Genomic DNA, 18229 nt, shown 5'->3' with positions numbered 1-18229 from the left:
ACCTCTAATGCGCTACGGCCGCCGCGGCCGCCTCGTCGATGAGCCGCCCGCCCCGGAAGCGCTCCAGGGTGAAGGGCGCGTTGATCGGGTGCGGCTCGTCGCGCGCGATGGTGTGGGCGAAGACATGGCCCGAGCCCGGCGTCGCCTTGAAGCCACCGGTGCCCCAGCCGCAATTGACATAGAGTCCCTTCACCGGGGTCTTCGCCAGGATGGGGGAGCGGTCCGGCGTGACATCGACGATGCCGCCCCAGGAGCGCAGCATCTTCATGCGCGTGAAGATCGGGAACATCTCGCAGATGGCGTCCAGCGTGTGCTGGATGATGTGCAGGCCGCCGGTCTGGGAATAGGAGGTGTACTGGTCGGTACCCGCGCCGATGACGAGCTCGCCCTTGTCGGATTGCGAGATATAGGCATGCACGGTGTTCGACATGACGACGCAGGGGAAAACCGGCTTCACCGGCTCGGAAACCAGCGCCTGCAGCGGGAAAGATTCGAGCGGCACCGAGACGCCGGCCATCTGCATGAGGACGGAGGAATGCCCCGCCGCGACTACGCCGATCTTCTTCGCCCGGATCGATCCGCGGGTCGTCTCGACACCCGCGACCGCGCCGTCCGGCCCGCGATTGATGCCGATCACTTCGCAGTTCTGGATGATGTCGACGCCGCGCATTGAAGCGGCCCTCCCATAGCCCCAAGCCACCGCATCGTGACGCGCCGTGCCGCCGCGGCGCTGCAGCGCCGCTCCCATGACCGGATAGCGGGCGTCACGAGAGATGTTGAGGGGCGGGCAGTATTCCTTCGCCTCTTCCGGCGTCAGCCATTCATTGTCCACCCCGTTCAGCCGGTTGGCGTGGATATGGCGCTTGAAGACCTGCACGTCATGCGCATTGTGGGCGAGCATCATCACGCCGCGTGGGGAGTACATGACATTGTAGTTGAGCTCCTGGGACAGTCCGTCCCAGAGCTTTACCGCATGGTCATAGATCGCCGCGCTCTCGTCATAGAGGTAATTGGAGCGGATGATTGTGGTGTTGCGGCCGGTATTGCCGCCGCCCAGCCAGCCTTTCTCGAGCACGGCCACGTTGGTGACGCCGTGCTCCTTGGCAAGGTAGTATGCGGTGGCAAGGCCATGGCCGCCCGCGCCGACGATAATCACGTCATAGGCCGCCTTCGGCTCGGGCGAGCCCCATTGCTCCGGCCAGCCTTTGTGGCCGCGCAGCGCCTCGCGCGCGATGGCAAAGACCGAATATTTTTTCATCAGACTCCCGCTGGCCGCACCCCAAGCCTCTTGGGCATAGACGATGTGCAGAAGTAGCGAAAGCCTGCTGCCTGCCTTGCGCTGATTGCGACGGGACTTGCCGTTTTGCGCCAATCGGCTTGTCCGGTTTCGGGTGGTTGGGACATGGCCGGTCTGGAAAGAGGACTGCCATTCCATCGGCAGACGCCGCGGACAACTGGAAAGGAAGATGCATGTTCTCTCTCGCTGGCAAAGTAGCAATCGTTACCGGTGCGAGCTCCGGCATTGGGCGCGCAACGGCAAGGCTTTTCGCCGAAGAAGGCGCAAAAGTCATTGTCAGCGCACGCCGCGAGCAGGAGCTCCAGAAACTGGTCGCGGAGATTCGGGAAGGGGGCGGCGAGGCGGAGGCGGTACCAGGTGACGTGAGGGACGAGGCCCATGCGAAGGCACTTGTCGACCGGGCAATGCGGCGCTTTGGCGGCCTCGACATTGGTTTCAACAATGCAGGCATTGTGGGCCGGATGGCGCCGGCACCCGAGCTCGACCGTGACAGTTGGGACGAGACGCTCGACGTAAACCTTACCTCCGCTTTTCTCGCCGCCAAATACCAGATCCCGGCCATGCTGGAGCGGGGCGCGGGCACCCTGATCTTCACATCCAGCTTCGTTGGCAACACGGTGGGCATGCCCGGCATGGCACCTTACGCGGCCGCCAAGGCGGGGCTGGTGGGCCTCACTCAAACGCTTGCCGTGGAGGTCGGGCCGCGCGGCATCCGCGTGAACGCGCTGCTCCCCGGAGGCACGGATACACCGGCGGCCACCTTCAAGACACCCGAAGAGTGGGCCTTCGTGGAGGGCCTGCACGCGCTGAAGCGTGTAGCCAAGCCGGAGGAGATCGCCCGCGCCGCGCTCTTTCTGGCCTCGGACGCCGCGAGCTTCGTCACCGGCGCGGCAATGCTGGCCGATGGCGGTATCTCCATCAACCGCACGTAGGAATGTGCGGCGCAGGATTGGGCGGCGGGGGCTGCGCGCCTCGCCGCCGCAGCCTCTCGACAAATAACGCGCATTCTGCTAGTAGCGCGCCATCCTGCGAAAGGAAAACCCTTCCGCGGGGTTGTGGCATTTAGCCGGACGGGCTCCGGCGATCGAGGATCAACGCTTTTACAGGAAACCCAGGTGCAGGTACTCGTCCGCGACAACAATGTTGACCAGGCGCTCCGCGCGCTGAAGAAGAAGATGCAGCGCGAAGGCATTTTCCGCGAAATGAAGATGCGCGGACATTACGAGAAGCCCTCGGAGAAGCGGGCGCGGGAGAAGGCCGAGGCGGTGCGCCGGGCGCGCAAGCTGGCGCGCAAGCGCGCCCAGCGCGAGGGCATTGTGAGCGGACGGGCGCCCGCGGCGCGCTGAGCGCCCATTTTTTGTCCTTTTCACCGGCTCTAATGCACGAGGTGGCGCGATCGAAACATCGCCGCCACCTTTTTGTTGCAGCGCGCTCAAGCGCAGGCAGAAGCGAAAGGACGGGCAGATTGATGGCTGACGGAACCACCGCAGAGATGAGGACCAGCAGCCGCGTGCGGGTTGCATTCCTGTCGACGGCAATGATGTTGCTGGCGGCCTGCAACGCCGCCGATCCGGTGACCGATGTAACCCGGATCGATACCGCTCAGGGTTCAGAGGAGAATATTGCCTCCCTCACCGCTGTCATACAGCGCACGCCGAATGATCCCGAAGCCTACAATATCCGCGGCGCTGCCTATGGGCGTGCCGGCAACTACAACGCAGCGTTGAAGGATTTCGACCAGGCCATCTCGCTCGATCCGCGCTCCTTCCGCGCCTACGCCAACCGCGCGCTCATCTACCGTTACATGGGCGACCAGCAGCGGGCGCTTGCCGACTACAACCAGGCGCTCGCGCTCAACCCGAACTACGACAGCGCCTATGTGGGGCGCGGCGAGCTCTATCGCCTTGCCGGGCGCTCGACCGAGGCATTTCAGGACTTCGAGCGGGCGATCCAGCTCGACACGACGGATCCGCGCGCCTACCACCGGCGCGGGCTGCTGTACCAGGCAAGCGGCCAGCACCAGTTCGCCATCGAGGACTTCGCCAAGGCCATCTCGCTCGCGCCCAACCAGCCCTATGGCTATAACGGCCGCGGCCTTTCCTATCTGGCCCTGGGCGACGACGAGAACGCTTTCACTGATTTCAACACCGCGATCCGGCTGGACGAAAAACTGGCGGAAAGCTGGGCCAACCAGGCGCTCGTCTACGAAAAGCGTGGCGAAACGGACAAGGCCGCTCGGGCCTATGCGCGCGCATTGCAGCTCGACCCGGAATATGGTCCGGCGCGCGATGGCGTGGCACGTACGCGCGGCGCGGGCAGCACGGCAACGGCCTCGCGGGCCTGACCGCCCGCTTCCCTCCCCCTGGAACCATCCTGACCTTGGCGCTGTTCTGTAGTGTCAACGGAAAAGGAGTTTCAGTCATGAAGAGGAGCGCAATTGCCGCGCTTGGAGCGGTATTCGGCCTTGCGGCTGGCGTACTGTCCGCAGCTGCCCAGCAGCGTACCGAAGTCGGCACGCTGGATTGCATCATCCAAGGCGGCACCGATATCGGCTTCGTCACGTCCAAGGAGCTTTCCTGCACGTTCCAACCCGCGGACGCCAATCGCCCGCCGGAGACCTATGTGGGCGTGGTTAGGAAATTCGGGCTTGAGATCGGCACCACCAGCGAGAGCGTGATGCGCTGGGCGGTGTTTGCCCCTACGTCAGATCCGGCCTACCAGCCTGGCGCGCTAGCCGACAACTATGTTGGCCCGAGCGCGGAAGTTACCGCCGGCATCGGCGGCGGCGCCAATATACTGGTCAGCCAGACGGCGAAGAACCTGGTGCTCCAGCCCATTAGCCTTCAGGCCCAGACTGGCCTCAACCTTGCTCTGGGGGTCAGCGAATTCCAGCTGCGGTCAACCGGTCAGGCCGGCTGACCCGGTGAGCGCCGGCGGCAGCTGCCGCCGGCAAGCTCGTCAACGGACAGGCGTGCAACCGGCGCGTACCCCTCAACGGTTCACGATTCCACCCGGGCAGCCCGGGGCTCTTGGATATCTCAGTGGCCCATTGCCTTGACGATGTCCTCGGTCATCTTCTTGGCGTCGCCCAGAAGCATCATCGTGCCGTCCTTGTAGAACAGCGTGTTGTCTATGCCGGCATAGCCGGAGCCGAGCGAGCGCTTGACGAACAGGCAGGTGCGCGCCTTGTCCACTTCAAGGATCGGCATGCCGTAGATGGGCGAGGACGGGTCGTCGCGCGCCGCGGGATTGGTCACATCATTTGCGCCGATGACATAGGCGACATCCGCCTGCGCAAACTCGGAATTGATGTCCTCCAGCTCGAAAACCTCGTCATAGGGCACATTGGCCTCGGCTAGGAGCACGTTCATGTGGCCGGGCATACGGCCCGCCACCGGATGGATCGCGTACTTCACCTCCACCCCATGCGCCTTCAGCTTGTCCGCCAACTCGCGCAGCGCATGCTGCGCCTGCGCGACCGCCATTCCGTAGCCCGGCACGATGATCACCTTCTGCGCGTTCATCATCAGATAGGCGGCATCGTCCGCTGAGCCCTGCTTGACGGTGCGCTCGATCCCGTCATCCGCCGCAGCGGCCGTCTCGCCGCCGAAGCCACCGAGAATGACTGAGATGAAGGACCGGTTCATGCCCTTGCACATGATGTAGGAAAGGATGGCGCCCGAGGAGCCGACCAGCGCGCCGGTGATGATGAGCGCGAGATTGCCGAGCGTAAAGCCGATGCCGGCCGCCGCCCAACCCGAATAGGAGTTGAGCATCGAGACGACCACCGGCATGTCGGCGCCGCCGATGGGGATGATGATGAGAACGCCGAGCACCAGCGAGAGCAGGACGATCAGCCAGAAAACCGTGTGGCTCTGCGTGACCACCAGCATGATGACGAGGACGATGAGCGCGATGCCGATCGCCGCGTTCACGGCATGCCGGCCCGGCAGCAATATCGGCTTTCCGGACATGCGGCCATCCAGCTTCAGGAAGGCGATGATGGAACCGGTGAAGGTGATGGCGCCGATGGCCACGCCGAGCGACATCTCCACCAGGGCCTGGGCGTGGATCGCGCCCACCTCACCGATGCCGAAGCTCTCCGGCGCGTAAAGGGCGGCCGCCGCCACCATGACGGCGGCAAGGCCGACCAGCGAATGGAAGGCGGCAACGAGCTGCGGCATGGCAGTCATCGCGATGCGGCGCGCGATCACGGCGCCCAAGCCGCCGCCGATAGCGAGGCCCAGCAGGATGAGGGCGAATCCGCCTGGCGTAGGCGTGGTCAATAGCAGCGTGGTGACGATGGCGATGCCCATGCCGACCATGCCGTAGAGATTGCCCTGCCGGCTGGTGGTGGGATGCGAAAGGCCCCGGAGAGCCAGGATGAAGAGAATGCCGGAGACAAGATAAAGGAAGGAAGCGAGGTTGGCGCTCACGTCACTTTTCCTTCTTCTTGTACATGGCCAGCATGCGCTGGGTGACGAGGAAGCCGCCGAAAATGTTGACCGAGGCAAGCACCAGGGCGACGAAGCCGAAGCCGGTCGCAAGTCCCGAAGCCGAAATCCCTACCGCGAGCAGGGCGCCCACCACGATGACCGAGGAGATCGCGTTGGTGACCGACATCAGCGGGGTATGCAGGGCAGGCGTTACCGACCAGACGACATAATAGCCGACAAAGATCGCAAGCACGAAAATGGCGAAGCGGAAGATGAAGGGATCGATCGCCCCTCCCGTCGCGCCATGCGCTAAGGCTCCCGCCGCATCCGCCGCGCCCTCCGCCTCCATGCTTTCGAAGGCGGCGCGGACGCTTGCCGTCGCGCGCTCGAGCTGCTCGAGCGCCTGTTCGATCGCGTCTGGCTCCATCAGACCTCTCCCCCCGTTTTCGGCGCCGTAGGCTTCCTGCTCCTGCGCGGCTCCTTGGCACTACCGGTTTCGGTCTCGGCGGCCTTGCGGCGCGCCGGCGCCTTCTTCGGCGCGACCGCGAGCCCCGGTTCCGTGCCCTCTGCCGCCTTCACCACGTCCGGATCGGCCGGCGAGGGCTTCGGCGCGAAGGCCGAAACCGCATTGGCGAAATTGGGGTGTACTACCGCGCCCCCGTGCGTGAGCAGCGTTGCCTTCACCAATTCGTCCTCGAAATTGATCGCGAAGGTCTTCGACTGCTTGTCGACCATGGTTTCGACGAAGGCGTAGAGGTTGCGCGCGTAGAGAAGCGATGCGGAGGCTGCGACCCGACCCGGCACATTGAGATGTCCCAGGATTTTTACGCCATTGGCCGTCGTGACCACCTGCCCGGCGACGGCGCCCTCGACATTGCCGCCGCGCTCGATGGCAAGGTCGACGATTACCGAACCCGGCCGCATGGACGCCACCATCTCGGCTGTCACCAGCCGCGGTGCCGGTCGGCCCGGAATGAGGGCGGTGGTGATGACGATGTCCTGCTTGGCGATGTGCTCGGCGACGAGCGCGGCCTGGGCCGTCTTCTCGTCATCGGTCAGCTCGCGCGCGTAGCCGCCCTGGCCCGAGGCGTCCTTGAGCGCATCCGTCATGATGAATTTGGCGCCGAGCGAGGCCACCTGCTCTGCCGCCGCCGCGCGAACGTCGGTGGCCGTCACGACCGCGCCCAGCCGCCGCGCCGTGGCGATCGCCTGCAGGCCGGCGACGCCCGCGCCCATCACGAACACCTTGGCGGCGGGCACGGTGCCAGCCGCGGTCATCATCATGGGCAGGGCCCGGTCATATTCAGCCGCCGCATCGATGACGGCGCGGTAGCCGGCAAGATTGGCCTGGCTCGAGAGCACGTCCATGGACTGCGCCCGCGTGATACGCGGCATGAACTCCGTGGCGAGGGCGGTGACCCCGGCATTGGCCATTGCCGCAACCTGGGCCTCGTTCCCGTAAGGATCCATGGTGGCGATCACCACCGCACCCTTCTTGTAACCGGCAAGTTCGCCGGCCGCCGGGCGGCGCACTTTCAGCACCACATCGGCCATGGCGGCATCCGCGGCGCTACCGAGGGTGGCTCCGGCCGTCTCGAACTCCTCGTCGGGAATGCGCGAACGCATTCCCGCGCCCCTCTCCACCACTACGTCGAAGCCCAGCCCCTTGAAGCGCTTCACCGTATCGGGTGATGCAGCCACGCGCGGTTCGTTGACGTCCGCCTCCCTGGGAACGAAGATCGTCTGTCCCACCGTCAAGTCCTTCTATTGGACGGTCCCCCCGATAGCGGCCCGGCCGCGACGGCGCAGGTTACCGCAGAAACCAGGCGCCGATCGCGCAGATGAGGATGAAGAGGATGGTGCTGGAAATGAAGCCCGCGGCAGTGAAGAAGCCGAAGGCCATGGCGATCAGCGTAGCGATCACCACGAGGCAGGTATATTTGGTGACGGTCAGGAAGAGGTCATAGGTGCGCTCGTGCTCGGCATAGTCCATTTCCGCGCCCATTTCGGCGGGACCTTCCGGCGTGTCATGTGCCATCGCATAACCCCTTGGGAACAAAGCTGGCAAGGGAATAGCGAAAAGGCGCCGCAAGGGCAATGGGCTCGGTGACGCAGGTACGCCGGTTCAAGCCTCGCCTTGGCAACTGAGATAGGGAAGTAGGCCCGCCGATCTCCCCCAGCGATTGCCACCGGCGACGCTCTTCGCTCAAGGAAGCTGAATGGCGAGCGAAGGAACGGCCGGCAATGGTCTCGGGGTTCCTGTCTTCGTCACCGGAAATCGACGCCCACTCCCGCGGCGCTCGCGCCGCGATGCCCTCAGCCGGCGAGCTGGGGGAATAGGCCGAGCAATCCGACGATGATGAGGTAGAAGGCGACGATATAGTTGAGCAGCCGCGGCATGATCAAAATGAGGATGCCTGCGATCAGGGCGACGGCTGGTGCAAGCGACAGGTCGGAAAGCATCATCTCTTCCTTTCAACAACAACCCCGGCCAGGCGGGTTAGCCATCGCCCGCCAGCTATCTGGAGCGACTGGATACCATAAGAACGATGATCCTGCAGGAAGGCTCCATCATCGCCGCGACATCTGTTCAGGCGGAAAGCAGCCTATGCGGCGAGATACTTCGCCGTGGGAAGGATGGTAAGGGGCGCCAGTTCGCCCCGCTTCGGCGGGTCGAACAGCATCCGGCGTTCGCTTGCCGTCGATGCGAAGAAGGGGAAGCGGTCCAGCGAGACCTGCGCGCTCAAGTCATAGCGGGTCTCGTAGAGATAAATCGGCATGGTGAATGGCGGATAGAGCCGCGGCTCGCAGATCGGCATGGAATCGAAGCTGCGGTTGTAGAAGGCGGTATGTTCCTCCCGGATCATCGAGATGCAGCCCGTCGTCCGAAAATGCACCGTTGCGATGAAGGCGAGCCGCATGGTGATGTAGGGGAGAATTCGAGAGCTCTTCGTCAGCTCCGGATCGATCGCCAGCCGGCTCGGGTCGATGAAGGTGTCGCCGCGATCGAGCCGCGGCCGCAAAATGTCTCCGAAGACCGTCATTGACGGTGCGTAGGGCATTTCCTTTGTCAGATAGTGAAGGCGGATCGTGCTGATGAGCGCGTTATCCATGAAGACGCCGAACTTGTAGCAGTTCGGCGCAGCGTCGAGATCGTCCACCATTCTTTCGTCCGCCGATTCGGTCAGCAGGAGGCCGTGATGGCGAAAAGATTTGTAGCGCAGCTTGTAGATGGCCTCGAGATCTTCTCCGCGATCGCAGCGCCGGTATTCGATCTCATCGAGAAGCGCCATAGCCATCCGGGTGAAGGCGGAAGGCTGTCTCGTCGGCGGCCCCGGCGGGGATTTGGTCACTTGAATGTTCGGTGACATCACCGCCTGCCCCACATCAACAACAGATCGCCCGACCAGTCCAAGCAGAAGATCCGGAAGCTAGCTCCATTGTCTTAACACACTATCAACCGTGAATGGCCAAACGCCAGCATTGTTTCTCTTGAACCCTTGAGGGCGTACCAGCTCGCCTAGGACGCTCACACATTCGCGTCCTTTCTGTCCCCCGGCTTTGAAGAACGGCGTTGCGGCGCACCGGGGGCTGCGAAACCCGACGGGGACCAGGTATGTGCCGACATCGTCCTGATGCCGGACGCGGTGAGCGCTGACCCGAACAGGAACCCTTGCACGAATTCGGGTTGCACCGAGCTGGCCAGTATCTTCAGCTGCGCGAAAGTCTCGACGCCCTCCACAGTGACTGCGAGCCCGAGATTTCGCGACAGCTCGACAACTCCGGTGAGCAGACGCAGCGACCGCTCGTTATTCGTAACGTCGACGAGGAAGCTTCCATCGATCTTAACCTTATCGAGCGGCAGCCGGTGAAGGTAGCTGAGGCTGGAATAGCCGGTGCCGAAATCGTCGAGGGCAATGCTCACCCCGAGTTGCTTGAGTTCCTGCAAATAGCCGCGGGTCGAAATCTGGTCGTAGAGCAGCGTCGTCTCCGTCACTTCGATCTCCAGCCGGTGCGCCGCAAGCTGCGCCTTTTGCACCGCATTCCGGACCTTTTGGACGACGGAACCGCTGTAGAAATCTTTCGCCGACAGGTTGACTGAGACGCCAAGATGCTCTGGCCACTGCACGCATTCCTGGCACGCGGCCTCAAGGACCAGCGTGCTGATGTCCGAGATGATGCCCATTTCTTCGGCCAGGGGAATGAAGATCGCTGGTGAGATGGGCCCGAGTTCCGGATGGTCCCACCGGCACAATGCCTCGCAGCTCGATATCTGCATGGTGCGCAGGTCTACAATTGGTTGGAAGACGACCCGCAGGCTCCTTGATTCGACCGCGTTCCTGAGATCCGCCTTCATCGTCTGCCGATTGCGGAAGGCTGCGTCCATCTCGGCTTCGAAAAGACGCCAGCCGTTCTTGCCCTGCTCCTTTGCCTTGTAGAGAGCCAGATCCGCCTTCACGATCATCGCGTCGATATGGTTGTCGCGCACTGGCCCGAGAACAGCGCCGCCGCTTGTCTGGATGCGCAGCATATGGCCGGCTACATCCACCTCTCCCTTGAGGCTGTCGGCTATATGGGCGATTCGCTGCGAGAGATCTTCTTCGCTCTCGACGCGGTTGAAGAAGATCATGAACTCGTCACCGCCGAAGCGGCTGACCTTCACCTCGTCATCCTCGAACTGGGCGAGCCGCTCGGCGGCAGCATAAATGAGACCGTCGCCCACCGGATGGCCGAGCGAGTCATTGATGCTTTTGAAATCGTCGAGATCGAAAACGGCAAGGCCGCAGAGCCGGTTGGGATCGCCGCCCTCCATCAGCTCGGCGACGACGTCGTGGAAATGCGCTCGGTTGGGAAGCCCCGTCAGGCTGTCATAGCGGGCCATGTAGCGGATCCGTTCTTCCGCCTCGACGCGTTGTGTCACTTCTTCGAAAATAAGGACGCCTAATTCATCGCGCCCCTCGCGGGCCGAGAACTCCAGGTAGCGCTGGCCGGCCAGCTTCAAAAGCACTTTCCGGTCGCGCCCTTCCCGCAGCGCGTCGGTGAGCAGCTTTTCCGCGTGCCGGGCTTCCTTGATGTCGAGAAGGCCCCCCGCGACGCCCCGCATCAGGAGCGCCCTCAGCGTCCGCCCGACCAACTGGTCCACCGAGGCAAATCCCATGGTCTCGGCCGCCCTCGCATTCGCGACCACCACCTTGCCGTCGGTTCCGAACATAACCAGCCCGTGCGACATGGTGTTGAGTGCGCGGTCGAACCGATGGGCGAGCAGGCGGGAGCGATTGCCCTGTATGATGGCGTCGAAGAGCACCGTCTGCACCGTCTTCGACATCTTCTTGAGGACGAAGATGAATGGTATTAGATAGAGGCCGAGGATGACGAGTTGGTAGCCGCCGCGCATGATCATGGCCACTGCCATTGGCACGACAATGGCCGTCGACTGCAGCATCACCATCCTGCTGGAGCCGTAGTTCCGGCCGACAATGGTGATCGTGGAGCCTAGGACGACCGCAACGGACCCGATCTCGCCGAATGGGTCGGGTTTGTAGTAGATCGCCGTGAAGCTGAAAAGACCCATGGCAAGAGCTTGGAACGTACCGGTGCAGAGGTAGCTCCACTCCCAGCGCCGGGCCTGCTCGTAATTGGCTATTTCAGCCTTCTTGCCTTGCAAGATATTGTAGTACCGGAACACGCCGGCGAAGAATAAAACCACCGCGAACCACAAATAGATCGGCTCGCGTGAGCTGGTGTAGACGAGGATGGCGATCAGGAAATGGCAGGCCCCGCCGATGAGCAGGACTTCGGCGTCGTTGAACAGCGACCGAACGAAGCCGACATAGACGTCTTCAGGTATCCTTGGCCTGCTATTTTTCACAGCGTGAACCCGTTGTCCGGTCCAGCCATCGCATACCGGACTTAAGAAAGGTTTATAATAGAGTAACGCTGTCCGGATTGTGCCAGAACCGGGCTCGTTCTACTCCGCGGCCTGGAGCACTGGGTCGGGTTCGTCTTTCTCCAGGCGCACAAGAAGGCGCGCCCGCTCTTCGGCCGCCCGCTTGGCATTTCCTTCCTTCACATGGCCGAAGCCCCGGATAAGGGATGGCACCGAAGCGAGTGCGGCCGCGGCTTCGATGCGCCCTGGCGCAAGGATCGCCTCGATCCGCTCAAGGTCTTTCTCGTACTGGGCAAGGAGTTCGCGCTCCATCCTGCGTTCGGCGGTGTAGCCGAACGGATCGAGGGGCGTGCGCCGCAGCCATTTGAGCCGTGCGAGCAGCGCAAAAGCCTTCAACATCCACTGCCCATAGCGCGCCTTCCTGAGGTGCCCGTCCGGCCCGCGCCTGGCGAAAGCCGGCGGCGCGAGGTGGAACTCGAGACGGTCGAAGCTTTCGAATTCGGCGGTCAGCTGGCGCTGGAATGAGCCATCGGTGTAGAGCCGCGCCACCTCGTACTCGTCCTTGACGGCCATCAGCTTGAAGAGGTTACGCGCGGCCGCTTCGGTTACCGAGGTGGAGCCGGGCAGCGCCTTTTCTTCCGCCGCACGCAGGCGGGCGATTCGCTCGCGATAGCGCGCCGCGTAGGTCTCGTCCTGATAGGCAGCGAGGAAGGCCGCGCGCCGGTCGATGATTTCATCGAGGTTCTGCGCCGGAGCCTCCCGCCCGGCCGGCGCGGAGCGCGCGACGAGGTCGAGCACGAAGTCCGGCTCATGCGCCGCGCGGCGGCCCCAGCGGAAGGCAGAGACATTCATGGCCACCGCCTCGCCATTCAGCTCGATCGCTTTCTCGATGGCTTCGGCGGAGACCGGCAGCCCGCCCAGCTGGTAGGCCATGCCCAGCATGAACATGTTGGCGGCGATGGAATTGCCGAAAAGCACTGTCGCGGTGCGCGTCGCGTCGAAGAAGTGCGCCCTTTCCTTGCCCGCCGCCTCGCGGACCGCACGCTTCAGCCGTTCGACGGGAAGCGAGAAATCGGCCGAGCGCGCGAAGTCGCCCGGCATCACCTCTGCGGTGTTGGCGACGAAGAGCGTGTGGCCCTCGCGCACGGTCGACAGCACTTTCCGTGCTCCGGAAACCACCAGGTCGCAGCCGAGCACAAGGTCCGCCTTGCCGGCCGCCACATGGATGGAATTGATGTCCTGCGGGGTGCGCGCGATGCGCAGGTGCGAATAGACCGCGCCGCCCTTCTGGGCGAGGCCTGCCATGTCGATGACGCCCGAGCCCTTGCCCTCCAGATGCGCCGCCATGCCAAGCACTGCGCCGATGGTGACGACGCCGGTCCCGCCGATGCCGTCCACGATGCCCGACCAGCCGCGCTCGATCGGGAAGAGCTCGGCATCGGGGACTCCGGAGAGCGGATCAATATCGCCGGCCGCTCCGGCAAGCTTCTTCAACTTTGCGCCGTGGACGGTCACGAAGGACGGGCAGAAGCCATTGAGGCAGGAGAAGTCCTTGTTGCAGCTCGACTGGTCGATGCGCCGCTTACGGCCGAACTCCGTTTCTACCGGCTGGATCGAGACGCAGTTGGATTTGACGCCGCAGTCGCCGCAACCTTCACAGACAAGCTCGTTGATGATGACCCGCTTGTCGGGATCGGGATATGTGCCCCGCTTGCGGCGCCGCCGCTTCTCGGCCGCGCAGGTCTGGTCATAGAGGAGGACCGTGACGCCCTTGACCTCCCTGAGTTCGCGCTGCACCTGGTCGAGGTCGTCGCGGTGGTGGACGGTCGTGCCTCCCGGGAAGCGCACCACGCCTTCATACTTATCGGGATCATCGCTCACGACGGCGATCCGCTTCACGCCCTCGGCCCGTACCTGATCGGCGATCATGCCGAGCGTGAGGCCGCCCTCATGCGGCTGTCCGCCGGTCATCGCGACGGCGTCGTTGTAGAGGATCTTGTAGGTGATGTTGACGCCGGCAGCGATCGCGAAGCGCAGGGCAAGCGAGCCCGAATGATTGTAAGTGCCGTCGCCGAGGTTCTGGAAGAAGTGCTCGCGTTTGGAGAACGGCGCCTGGCCGATCCACTGCGCCCCCTCCCCGCCCATGGCGGTGAAACCGATCGTGCCCCGGTCCATCCAGACGGCCATGAAATGGCAGCCGATGCCGCCCCCGGCGATCGAGCCTTCCGGCACGCGCGTCGAGGTATTGTGCGGGCAGCCAGAGCAAAAATAGGGAACGCGGCCGGCGACGTCCTTCGTCTCGGCCAGCATCGCCTGGAACTGACGCAGCCTCGCCACGCGCGAGGCGATCTCCTCCGACGGGCCCACCACTCTGAGGATCCGTTCGCCGATGGCAATGGCAATCTCGTTCGGGTCGAGCGCGCCCTTGACCGGGAAAAGGAGTTCGCCACGCTCATCCTTCTTCCCGATGATCACCGGGTGGTTGGCCGTCCCGTAGAGGTTTTCACGCAGCTGGACTTCGAGCAGCGAGCGCTTCTCCTCGACGACGATGACCATTTCCAGCCCGCGCACGAAATCGGCCATGTGCTCGAAGTCGAACGGCCAGGGACAGGCAACCTTGAAAAGCCTTATGCCGAGGGCGGCCGCACGCGCCTCGTCGATACCCAGATCATCCAGCGCCTGACGCGTATCCAGATAACTGGTGCCAATTGTAACGATGCCGAGCCTCGGCTTCGCGCCGCCCGAGAAGATGATGCGGTCGAGCCCATTCACCCGAACGAAGGCCGCCGCCGCACCGCGCTTGAAGTCGTGCAGCCGCTCTTCCTGGCCAAGCTGGTTCACCTCGTGCCGGATGTTGAGCCCGCCGGGAGGCATCTCGAACTCGGGCAGGACGATGTTGAGGCGCTCCAGCGCCACATCTACCGAGGCGGTCGATTCGATATTGTCCTTGACGCATTTGATGGCGGCCCATGTCCCGGCGAAACGCGACAGCGCGTAGCCGTAAAGGCCGTAGTCGATGAGTTCCTGGACCCCGGCGGGATTGAGGATCGGTATCATCGTGTCGACAAAAGCGAATTCGCTCTGATGCGCCACGGTCGATGATTCGGCCGTATGGTCGTCGCCCATGAGCGCGAGCACGCCGCCATGGGGCGAGGTCCCGGCCATGTTGGCGTGGCGGAAGACATCGCCCGTGCGGTCGACGCCCGGCCCCTTGCCGTACCAGAGCGCGAACACGCCATCATACCTGCCGTCGCCCAGCAGTTCCGTCTGCTGCGACCCCCAGCAGGCGGTGGCGGCCAGTTCTTCGTTGAGGCCGGGCTGGAAGACGATATTTGCGCCTTGCAGTTCCCTTCCCGCCTTCCACAGCTGATGGTCAATGCCGGCGACGGGCGATCCGCGATATCCTGAGACGAACCCTGCTGTATTGAGACCGGCGCGCCGGTCGCGTTCGCGCTGCATCAGGAGCATGCGCACGATCGCCTGGGCGCCGGACACGAAGATGCGCTCCTTGGAGAGATCGAATTTGTCGCTCAGCGAGACCTCATGGAGCGTCATGCGAACCTCCTCGCGGCTTCTCCTCAAGAGAATGCCAGACCGCATCAGTATAAATACTTTTCCTCCCCATTTCGGCCAAATGAAATTGATGAGCCGGTAAAAAGAGCAAGAGCAATATCCAATGAGATGCCTTCGCGACATTTTGTTAGACGCAGACAGCCATTTCCAGCACGAATCGTTCCGCTCGAATCAGCCCTCCGATAGGGGCATGCACCGCAGTTTTTCCGCCGAGCCGGCGTGGCGCTCGTCTTCTACCTTCGTCGCTCCGCACTTTTGCAGGCGGGACAAAGCTGCTAAGAACCCGGCCGCCACGTTGACGTGTGCATAGAAGCGCAGCCAATGCGCGCAAGGGGAAACCTCGGCTCCCGGCCGGGGGCGAGCTTGGGAGTGAACGAATGAGCAGAGCAGATGGAGGGCGCGCGCAGGCGGCCCCTGGGGAGGCGTAGCCGTGCGGATCATCGCCCTGATCGTGCGCGCCATCAGCGGCTTGAACTGGCTGATAGGCAGCATTTTCTCCTGGCTTGCGCTCGCCATCGTGCTGGTCTGCTTCACTGTCGTGGTGCAGCGCTATGTCTTCTCCATCAGTTTCGTATGGATGCAGGATCTCTATGTCTGGCTTAACGGAGCAATGTTTACTGCCGTTGCCGCATTCGCCCTCCTGCGCAATGACCACGTACGCGTCGACATCTTCTATCGCCCCGCCGCGACCCGCACGAAGGCACTCATCGACCTGATCGGCGTCGTCGTTTTTCTGCTCCCCTTTTGCTGGATCGTCTATCGCTATGGCTGGCCGTTCGTGGCCCGTTCCTGGCGTATCTATGAAGGATCACCGAACACCGGAGGCCTGGGCGGCCTCTATATCCTGAAGAGCTTCATCCTTGTCTTCGCGGGCCTCGTCGCCCTCCAGGGCATTGCGATGGCTCTGCGGAGCATACTGGTGCTCGCCGGCAGCGAGCATCTGCTGCCCGCCCGGCTGCGCTATGAAAGCGACGGGAGCGCCCACTGATGGATCCGCGGCTGATCGGCGAAATCCTTTCCGGCCTGATGTTCTTCGGCATCATCGGGTTCCTGATGCTGGGATTCCCAGTGGCCTTCACCCTCGCCGGCGTATCGCTGCTCTTCGGGGCGGTCGGCATGTTCTTCGGCGTGTTCGACCCGACCAATCTTGGCAGCCTGCCGCCCCGCTATGCGGGCTTCATGACGAATGAGGTGTTGGTCGCGGTGCCGCTCTTCATTTTCATGGGCGTGGTCCTGGAACGCTCCAAGATCGCCGAGCAACTGCTTCTCACCATGGGCAAGCTGTTCGGCAATCTGCGCGGTGGGCTCGGCATTTCCGTCATTGTCGTGGGCGCGCTGCTTGCCGCCTCGACAGGCGTGGTCGGGGCGACCGTGGTCACCATGGGGCTGATCTCGCTTCCGGCGATGCTGCGCGCCGGCTATGACCCCAGGCTGGCCTCCGGCGTCATCTGCGCCTCGGGCACGCTGGGGCAGATCATACCGCCGTCTACCGTGCTCATTTTCATGGGCGATATGCTCGCCGGCATAAATGCGCAGGTGCAGATGGCCAAGGGCAATTTCGCGCCGGCACCGGTCTCGGTGGGCGACCTCTTTGCCGGCGCGCTCCTGCCCGGGCTCCTGCTCGTGTCGCTTTATCTCGGCTGGATGATTTTCAAGGCGATCTTCCAGCCGGAAACCTGCCCGGCAACCCCGGTCCCGCCGGAGGAGAAGAAGGACCTTCTGAAGGAGATCGTGGTCGCGCTCGTGCCGCCGCTGATCCTCATTATTGCCGTGCTTGGCTCGATCCTGGGCGGCGTCGCCACGGCAACGGAAGCAGCCTCCGTCGGCGCGGTCGGCGCGATGGTTCTTGCGGCGCTGCGCTGGCGGCTTTCCTTTCGCGTTCTGCGCGAGGCTGTGATCTCGACTGCAGCCATCACATCGATGGTGTTCGTCATTCTTCTCGGCGCCTCTGTCTTCTCGATCGTCTTCCGCCTGATGGGCGGCGACAACCTCGTGCACGAATTCCTCACCGGTCTGCCGGGCGGCCAGCTGGCCGCGGTGGCGATGGTGATGCTCATCATGTTCCTGCTCGGCTTCATCCTGGACACGTTCGAGATCATCTTCATCGTCATCCCGATCACGGCGCCAATCCTGCTTGCGCTGGACGTGGATCCCTTATGGCTGGGCGTGCTGGTCGGCGTGAACCTGCAGACGAGTTTCCTCACCCCGCCGTTCGGCTTCGCCCTCTTCTATCTGCGCGGCGTGGCGCCGAGGAGCGTCTCCACCGGCATGATCTATAGAGGCATTATTCCGTTCGTCTGTCTGCAGATCCTGGCCATCACCATCATGTTCGCCTTCCCCGGGATCGCCACTTGGCTGCCCCGCTGGATCTACAGCTAAGGAGCAGTCCGGCATGAGGTTCGAAGACACTTCGCACTCCCTGCGCGAGACGATTCAGAAGATGGTTGACTCGATCGACGGCCGTACCGTCACACTCCGCGAGATTGTCGAGCTCACGGGGGAACAGGGCCTGCTCCTGCTCTGCGCGATTCTCACCTTGCCGTTCCTGCTCCCGGTCTCGATCCCCGGGGTGAGCACCGTCTTCGGCCTTGCGATCATCCTGATCTCTGTCGGCATCATGCTCAATCGCGCGCCCTGGCTGCCGAAGAAGATCGCCGAACGTCCGATCGACGCCGAAAAGCTCATCCCGACGCTCAAGAAGGGATCCCACATTGTCGGGCGCATCGAGAGGGTCATCAAGCCCCGCATCGAGGGGCTGACGAAGGGGACGGCGGTCAGCCGCTTCAACGGCCTCGTCTTGATGCTTGGCGGCGTGCTGCTGATGTTCCCACTCGGCTTCGTTCCCTTTTCCAACACGCTGCCCGCCTTCGGCGTGTTGTTCCTTGCCATCGGAATTGCACAATGTGACGGCTTGTTCGTGCTCGCCGGCTACGGCTTGACGATCGCCACGCTGATCTATTTCGCGCTGCTCGGCTATGGCGCCTTCGCGGCCGGCCAGGGGCTGAGCTCGATGTTCGGGGGCTAGCCAAAAGAAAG

At 63.3% G+C, this 18229-nt stretch carries 16 protein-coding genes; 7 read left to right on the top strand and 9 right to left on the bottom strand.

Annotated features, from left to right (window positions below):
* Positions 1–4 precede the first annotated feature (4 nt).
* Positions 5–1258 (bottom strand): sarcosine oxidase subunit beta, encoded by a 1254-nt coding sequence (locus RIN79_RS11265; RefSeq protein WP_309084749.1) that lies wholly within the window; start codon positions 1256–1258, stop codon positions 5–7.
* A 212-nt stretch (positions 1259–1470) separates the two neighbouring features.
* Here RIN79_RS11265 and RIN79_RS11260 point away from each other — a divergent pair, with 212 nt between their 5' ends.
* The 4 genes from RIN79_RS11260 (at position 1471) to RIN79_RS11245 (ending at position 4216) form a co-directional block, all read left to right on the top strand.
* Positions 1471–2229: an SDR family oxidoreductase gene (locus RIN79_RS11260; protein WP_309084748.1), complete on the top strand. Its 759-nt coding sequence runs from the start codon at positions 1471–1473 to the stop codon at positions 2227–2229.
* Between the two features lie 183 nt (positions 2230–2412).
* A complete protein-coding gene (rpsU, locus tag RIN79_RS11255) occupies positions 2413–2643 on the top strand; it encodes a 30S ribosomal protein S21 (protein ID WP_309084747.1) in 231 nt (76 codons plus the stop codon).
* 146 nt (positions 2644–2789) lie between these two features.
* Positions 2790–3641, top strand: a complete 852-nt coding sequence (locus RIN79_RS11250) for a tetratricopeptide repeat protein (protein WP_375165923.1) — start codon at positions 2790–2792, stop codon at positions 3639–3641.
* 77 nt (positions 3642–3718) lie between these two features.
* Positions 3719–4216, top strand: a complete 498-nt coding sequence (locus tag RIN79_RS11245) for a DUF992 domain-containing protein (RefSeq protein ID WP_309084746.1) — start codon at positions 3719–3721, stop codon at positions 4214–4216.
* A 119-nt stretch (positions 4217–4335) separates the two neighbouring features.
* Here the strand turns inward: RIN79_RS11245 and RIN79_RS11240 are convergent, their stop codons facing one another.
* From RIN79_RS11240 to RIN79_RS11205, 8 genes are all read right to left on the bottom strand, one after another.
* Complete coding sequence (locus RIN79_RS11240; protein WP_309084745.1) at positions 4336–5733, bottom strand: NAD(P)(+) transhydrogenase (Re/Si-specific) subunit beta; 1398 nt, start codon at positions 5731–5733, stop codon at positions 4336–4338.
* Between the two features lies 1 nt (position 5734).
* Positions 5735–6160 (bottom strand): NAD(P) transhydrogenase subunit alpha, encoded by a 426-nt coding sequence (locus RIN79_RS11235; RefSeq protein ID WP_309084744.1) that lies wholly within the window; start codon positions 6158–6160, stop codon positions 5735–5737.
* On the bottom strand, positions 6160–7485 hold the full coding sequence (locus RIN79_RS11230; RefSeq protein ID WP_309084743.1) for a Re/Si-specific NAD(P)(+) transhydrogenase subunit alpha: 1326 nt from the start codon (positions 7483–7485) through the stop codon (positions 6160–6162). The genes RIN79_RS11235 and RIN79_RS11230 overlap by 1 nt, the downstream gene beginning before the upstream one ends.
* Before the next feature lie 58 nt (positions 7486–7543).
* Positions 7544–7771: an aa3-type cytochrome c oxidase subunit IV gene (locus RIN79_RS11225; RefSeq protein WP_309084742.1), complete on the bottom strand. Its 228-nt coding sequence runs from the start codon at positions 7769–7771 to the stop codon at positions 7544–7546.
* A 278-nt stretch (positions 7772–8049) separates the two neighbouring features.
* On the bottom strand, positions 8050–8199 hold the full coding sequence (locus RIN79_RS11220) for a DUF3096 domain-containing protein (protein ID WP_309084741.1): 150 nt from the start codon (positions 8197–8199) through the stop codon (positions 8050–8052).
* A 140-nt stretch (positions 8200–8339) separates the two neighbouring features.
* Entirely contained in the window at positions 8340–9026 is a 687-nt protein-coding gene (locus RIN79_RS11215) for a hypothetical protein (protein WP_309084740.1), read from the bottom strand.
* 236 nt (positions 9027–9262) lie between these two features.
* The gene (locus RIN79_RS11210) at positions 9263–11602 is read right to left on the bottom strand and encodes an EAL domain-containing protein (protein ID WP_309084739.1); all 2340 of its coding nucleotides are present in this window, start codon (positions 11600–11602) and stop codon (positions 9263–9265) included.
* 99 nt (positions 11603–11701) lie between these two features.
* Positions 11702–15175 carry an indolepyruvate ferredoxin oxidoreductase family protein gene (locus RIN79_RS11205; protein ID WP_309084738.1) on the bottom strand — a complete coding sequence of 1158 codons (3474 nt, stop codon included), beginning with the start codon at positions 15173–15175 and terminating at the stop codon, positions 11702–11704.
* A 448-nt stretch (positions 15176–15623) separates the two neighbouring features.
* Here RIN79_RS11205 and RIN79_RS11200 point away from each other — a divergent pair, with 448 nt between their 5' ends.
* From RIN79_RS11200 to RIN79_RS11190, 3 genes are read left to right on the top strand one after another with little or no spacing between them, the layout of a single operon-like run.
* A complete protein-coding gene (locus RIN79_RS11200; RefSeq protein ID WP_309084737.1) occupies positions 15624–16181 on the top strand; it encodes a TRAP transporter small permease subunit in 558 nt (185 codons plus the stop codon).
* Positions 16181–17572 (top strand): TRAP transporter large permease subunit, encoded by a 1392-nt coding sequence (locus RIN79_RS11195; protein ID WP_309084736.1) that lies wholly within the window; start codon positions 16181–16183, stop codon positions 17570–17572. Before RIN79_RS11200 ends, RIN79_RS11195 begins: the two co-directional genes overlap by 1 nt.
* 13 nt (positions 17573–17585) lie before the next feature.
* Positions 17586–18218, top strand: coding sequence for an exopolysaccharide biosynthesis protein (locus tag RIN79_RS11190; protein WP_309084735.1), 633 nt, complete (start codon positions 17586–17588; stop codon positions 18216–18218).
* Positions 18219–18229: the final 11 nt, after the last annotated feature.

This window comes from Chelativorans sp., from assembly GCF_031180965.1.
Classification (GTDB): domain Bacteria; phylum Pseudomonadota; class Alphaproteobacteria; order Rhizobiales; family Rhizobiaceae; genus Chelativorans.
The sequence above is the reverse complement of the archived record's forward strand: the minus strand, read 5'-3'. Positions and strand labels throughout refer to the sequence as shown.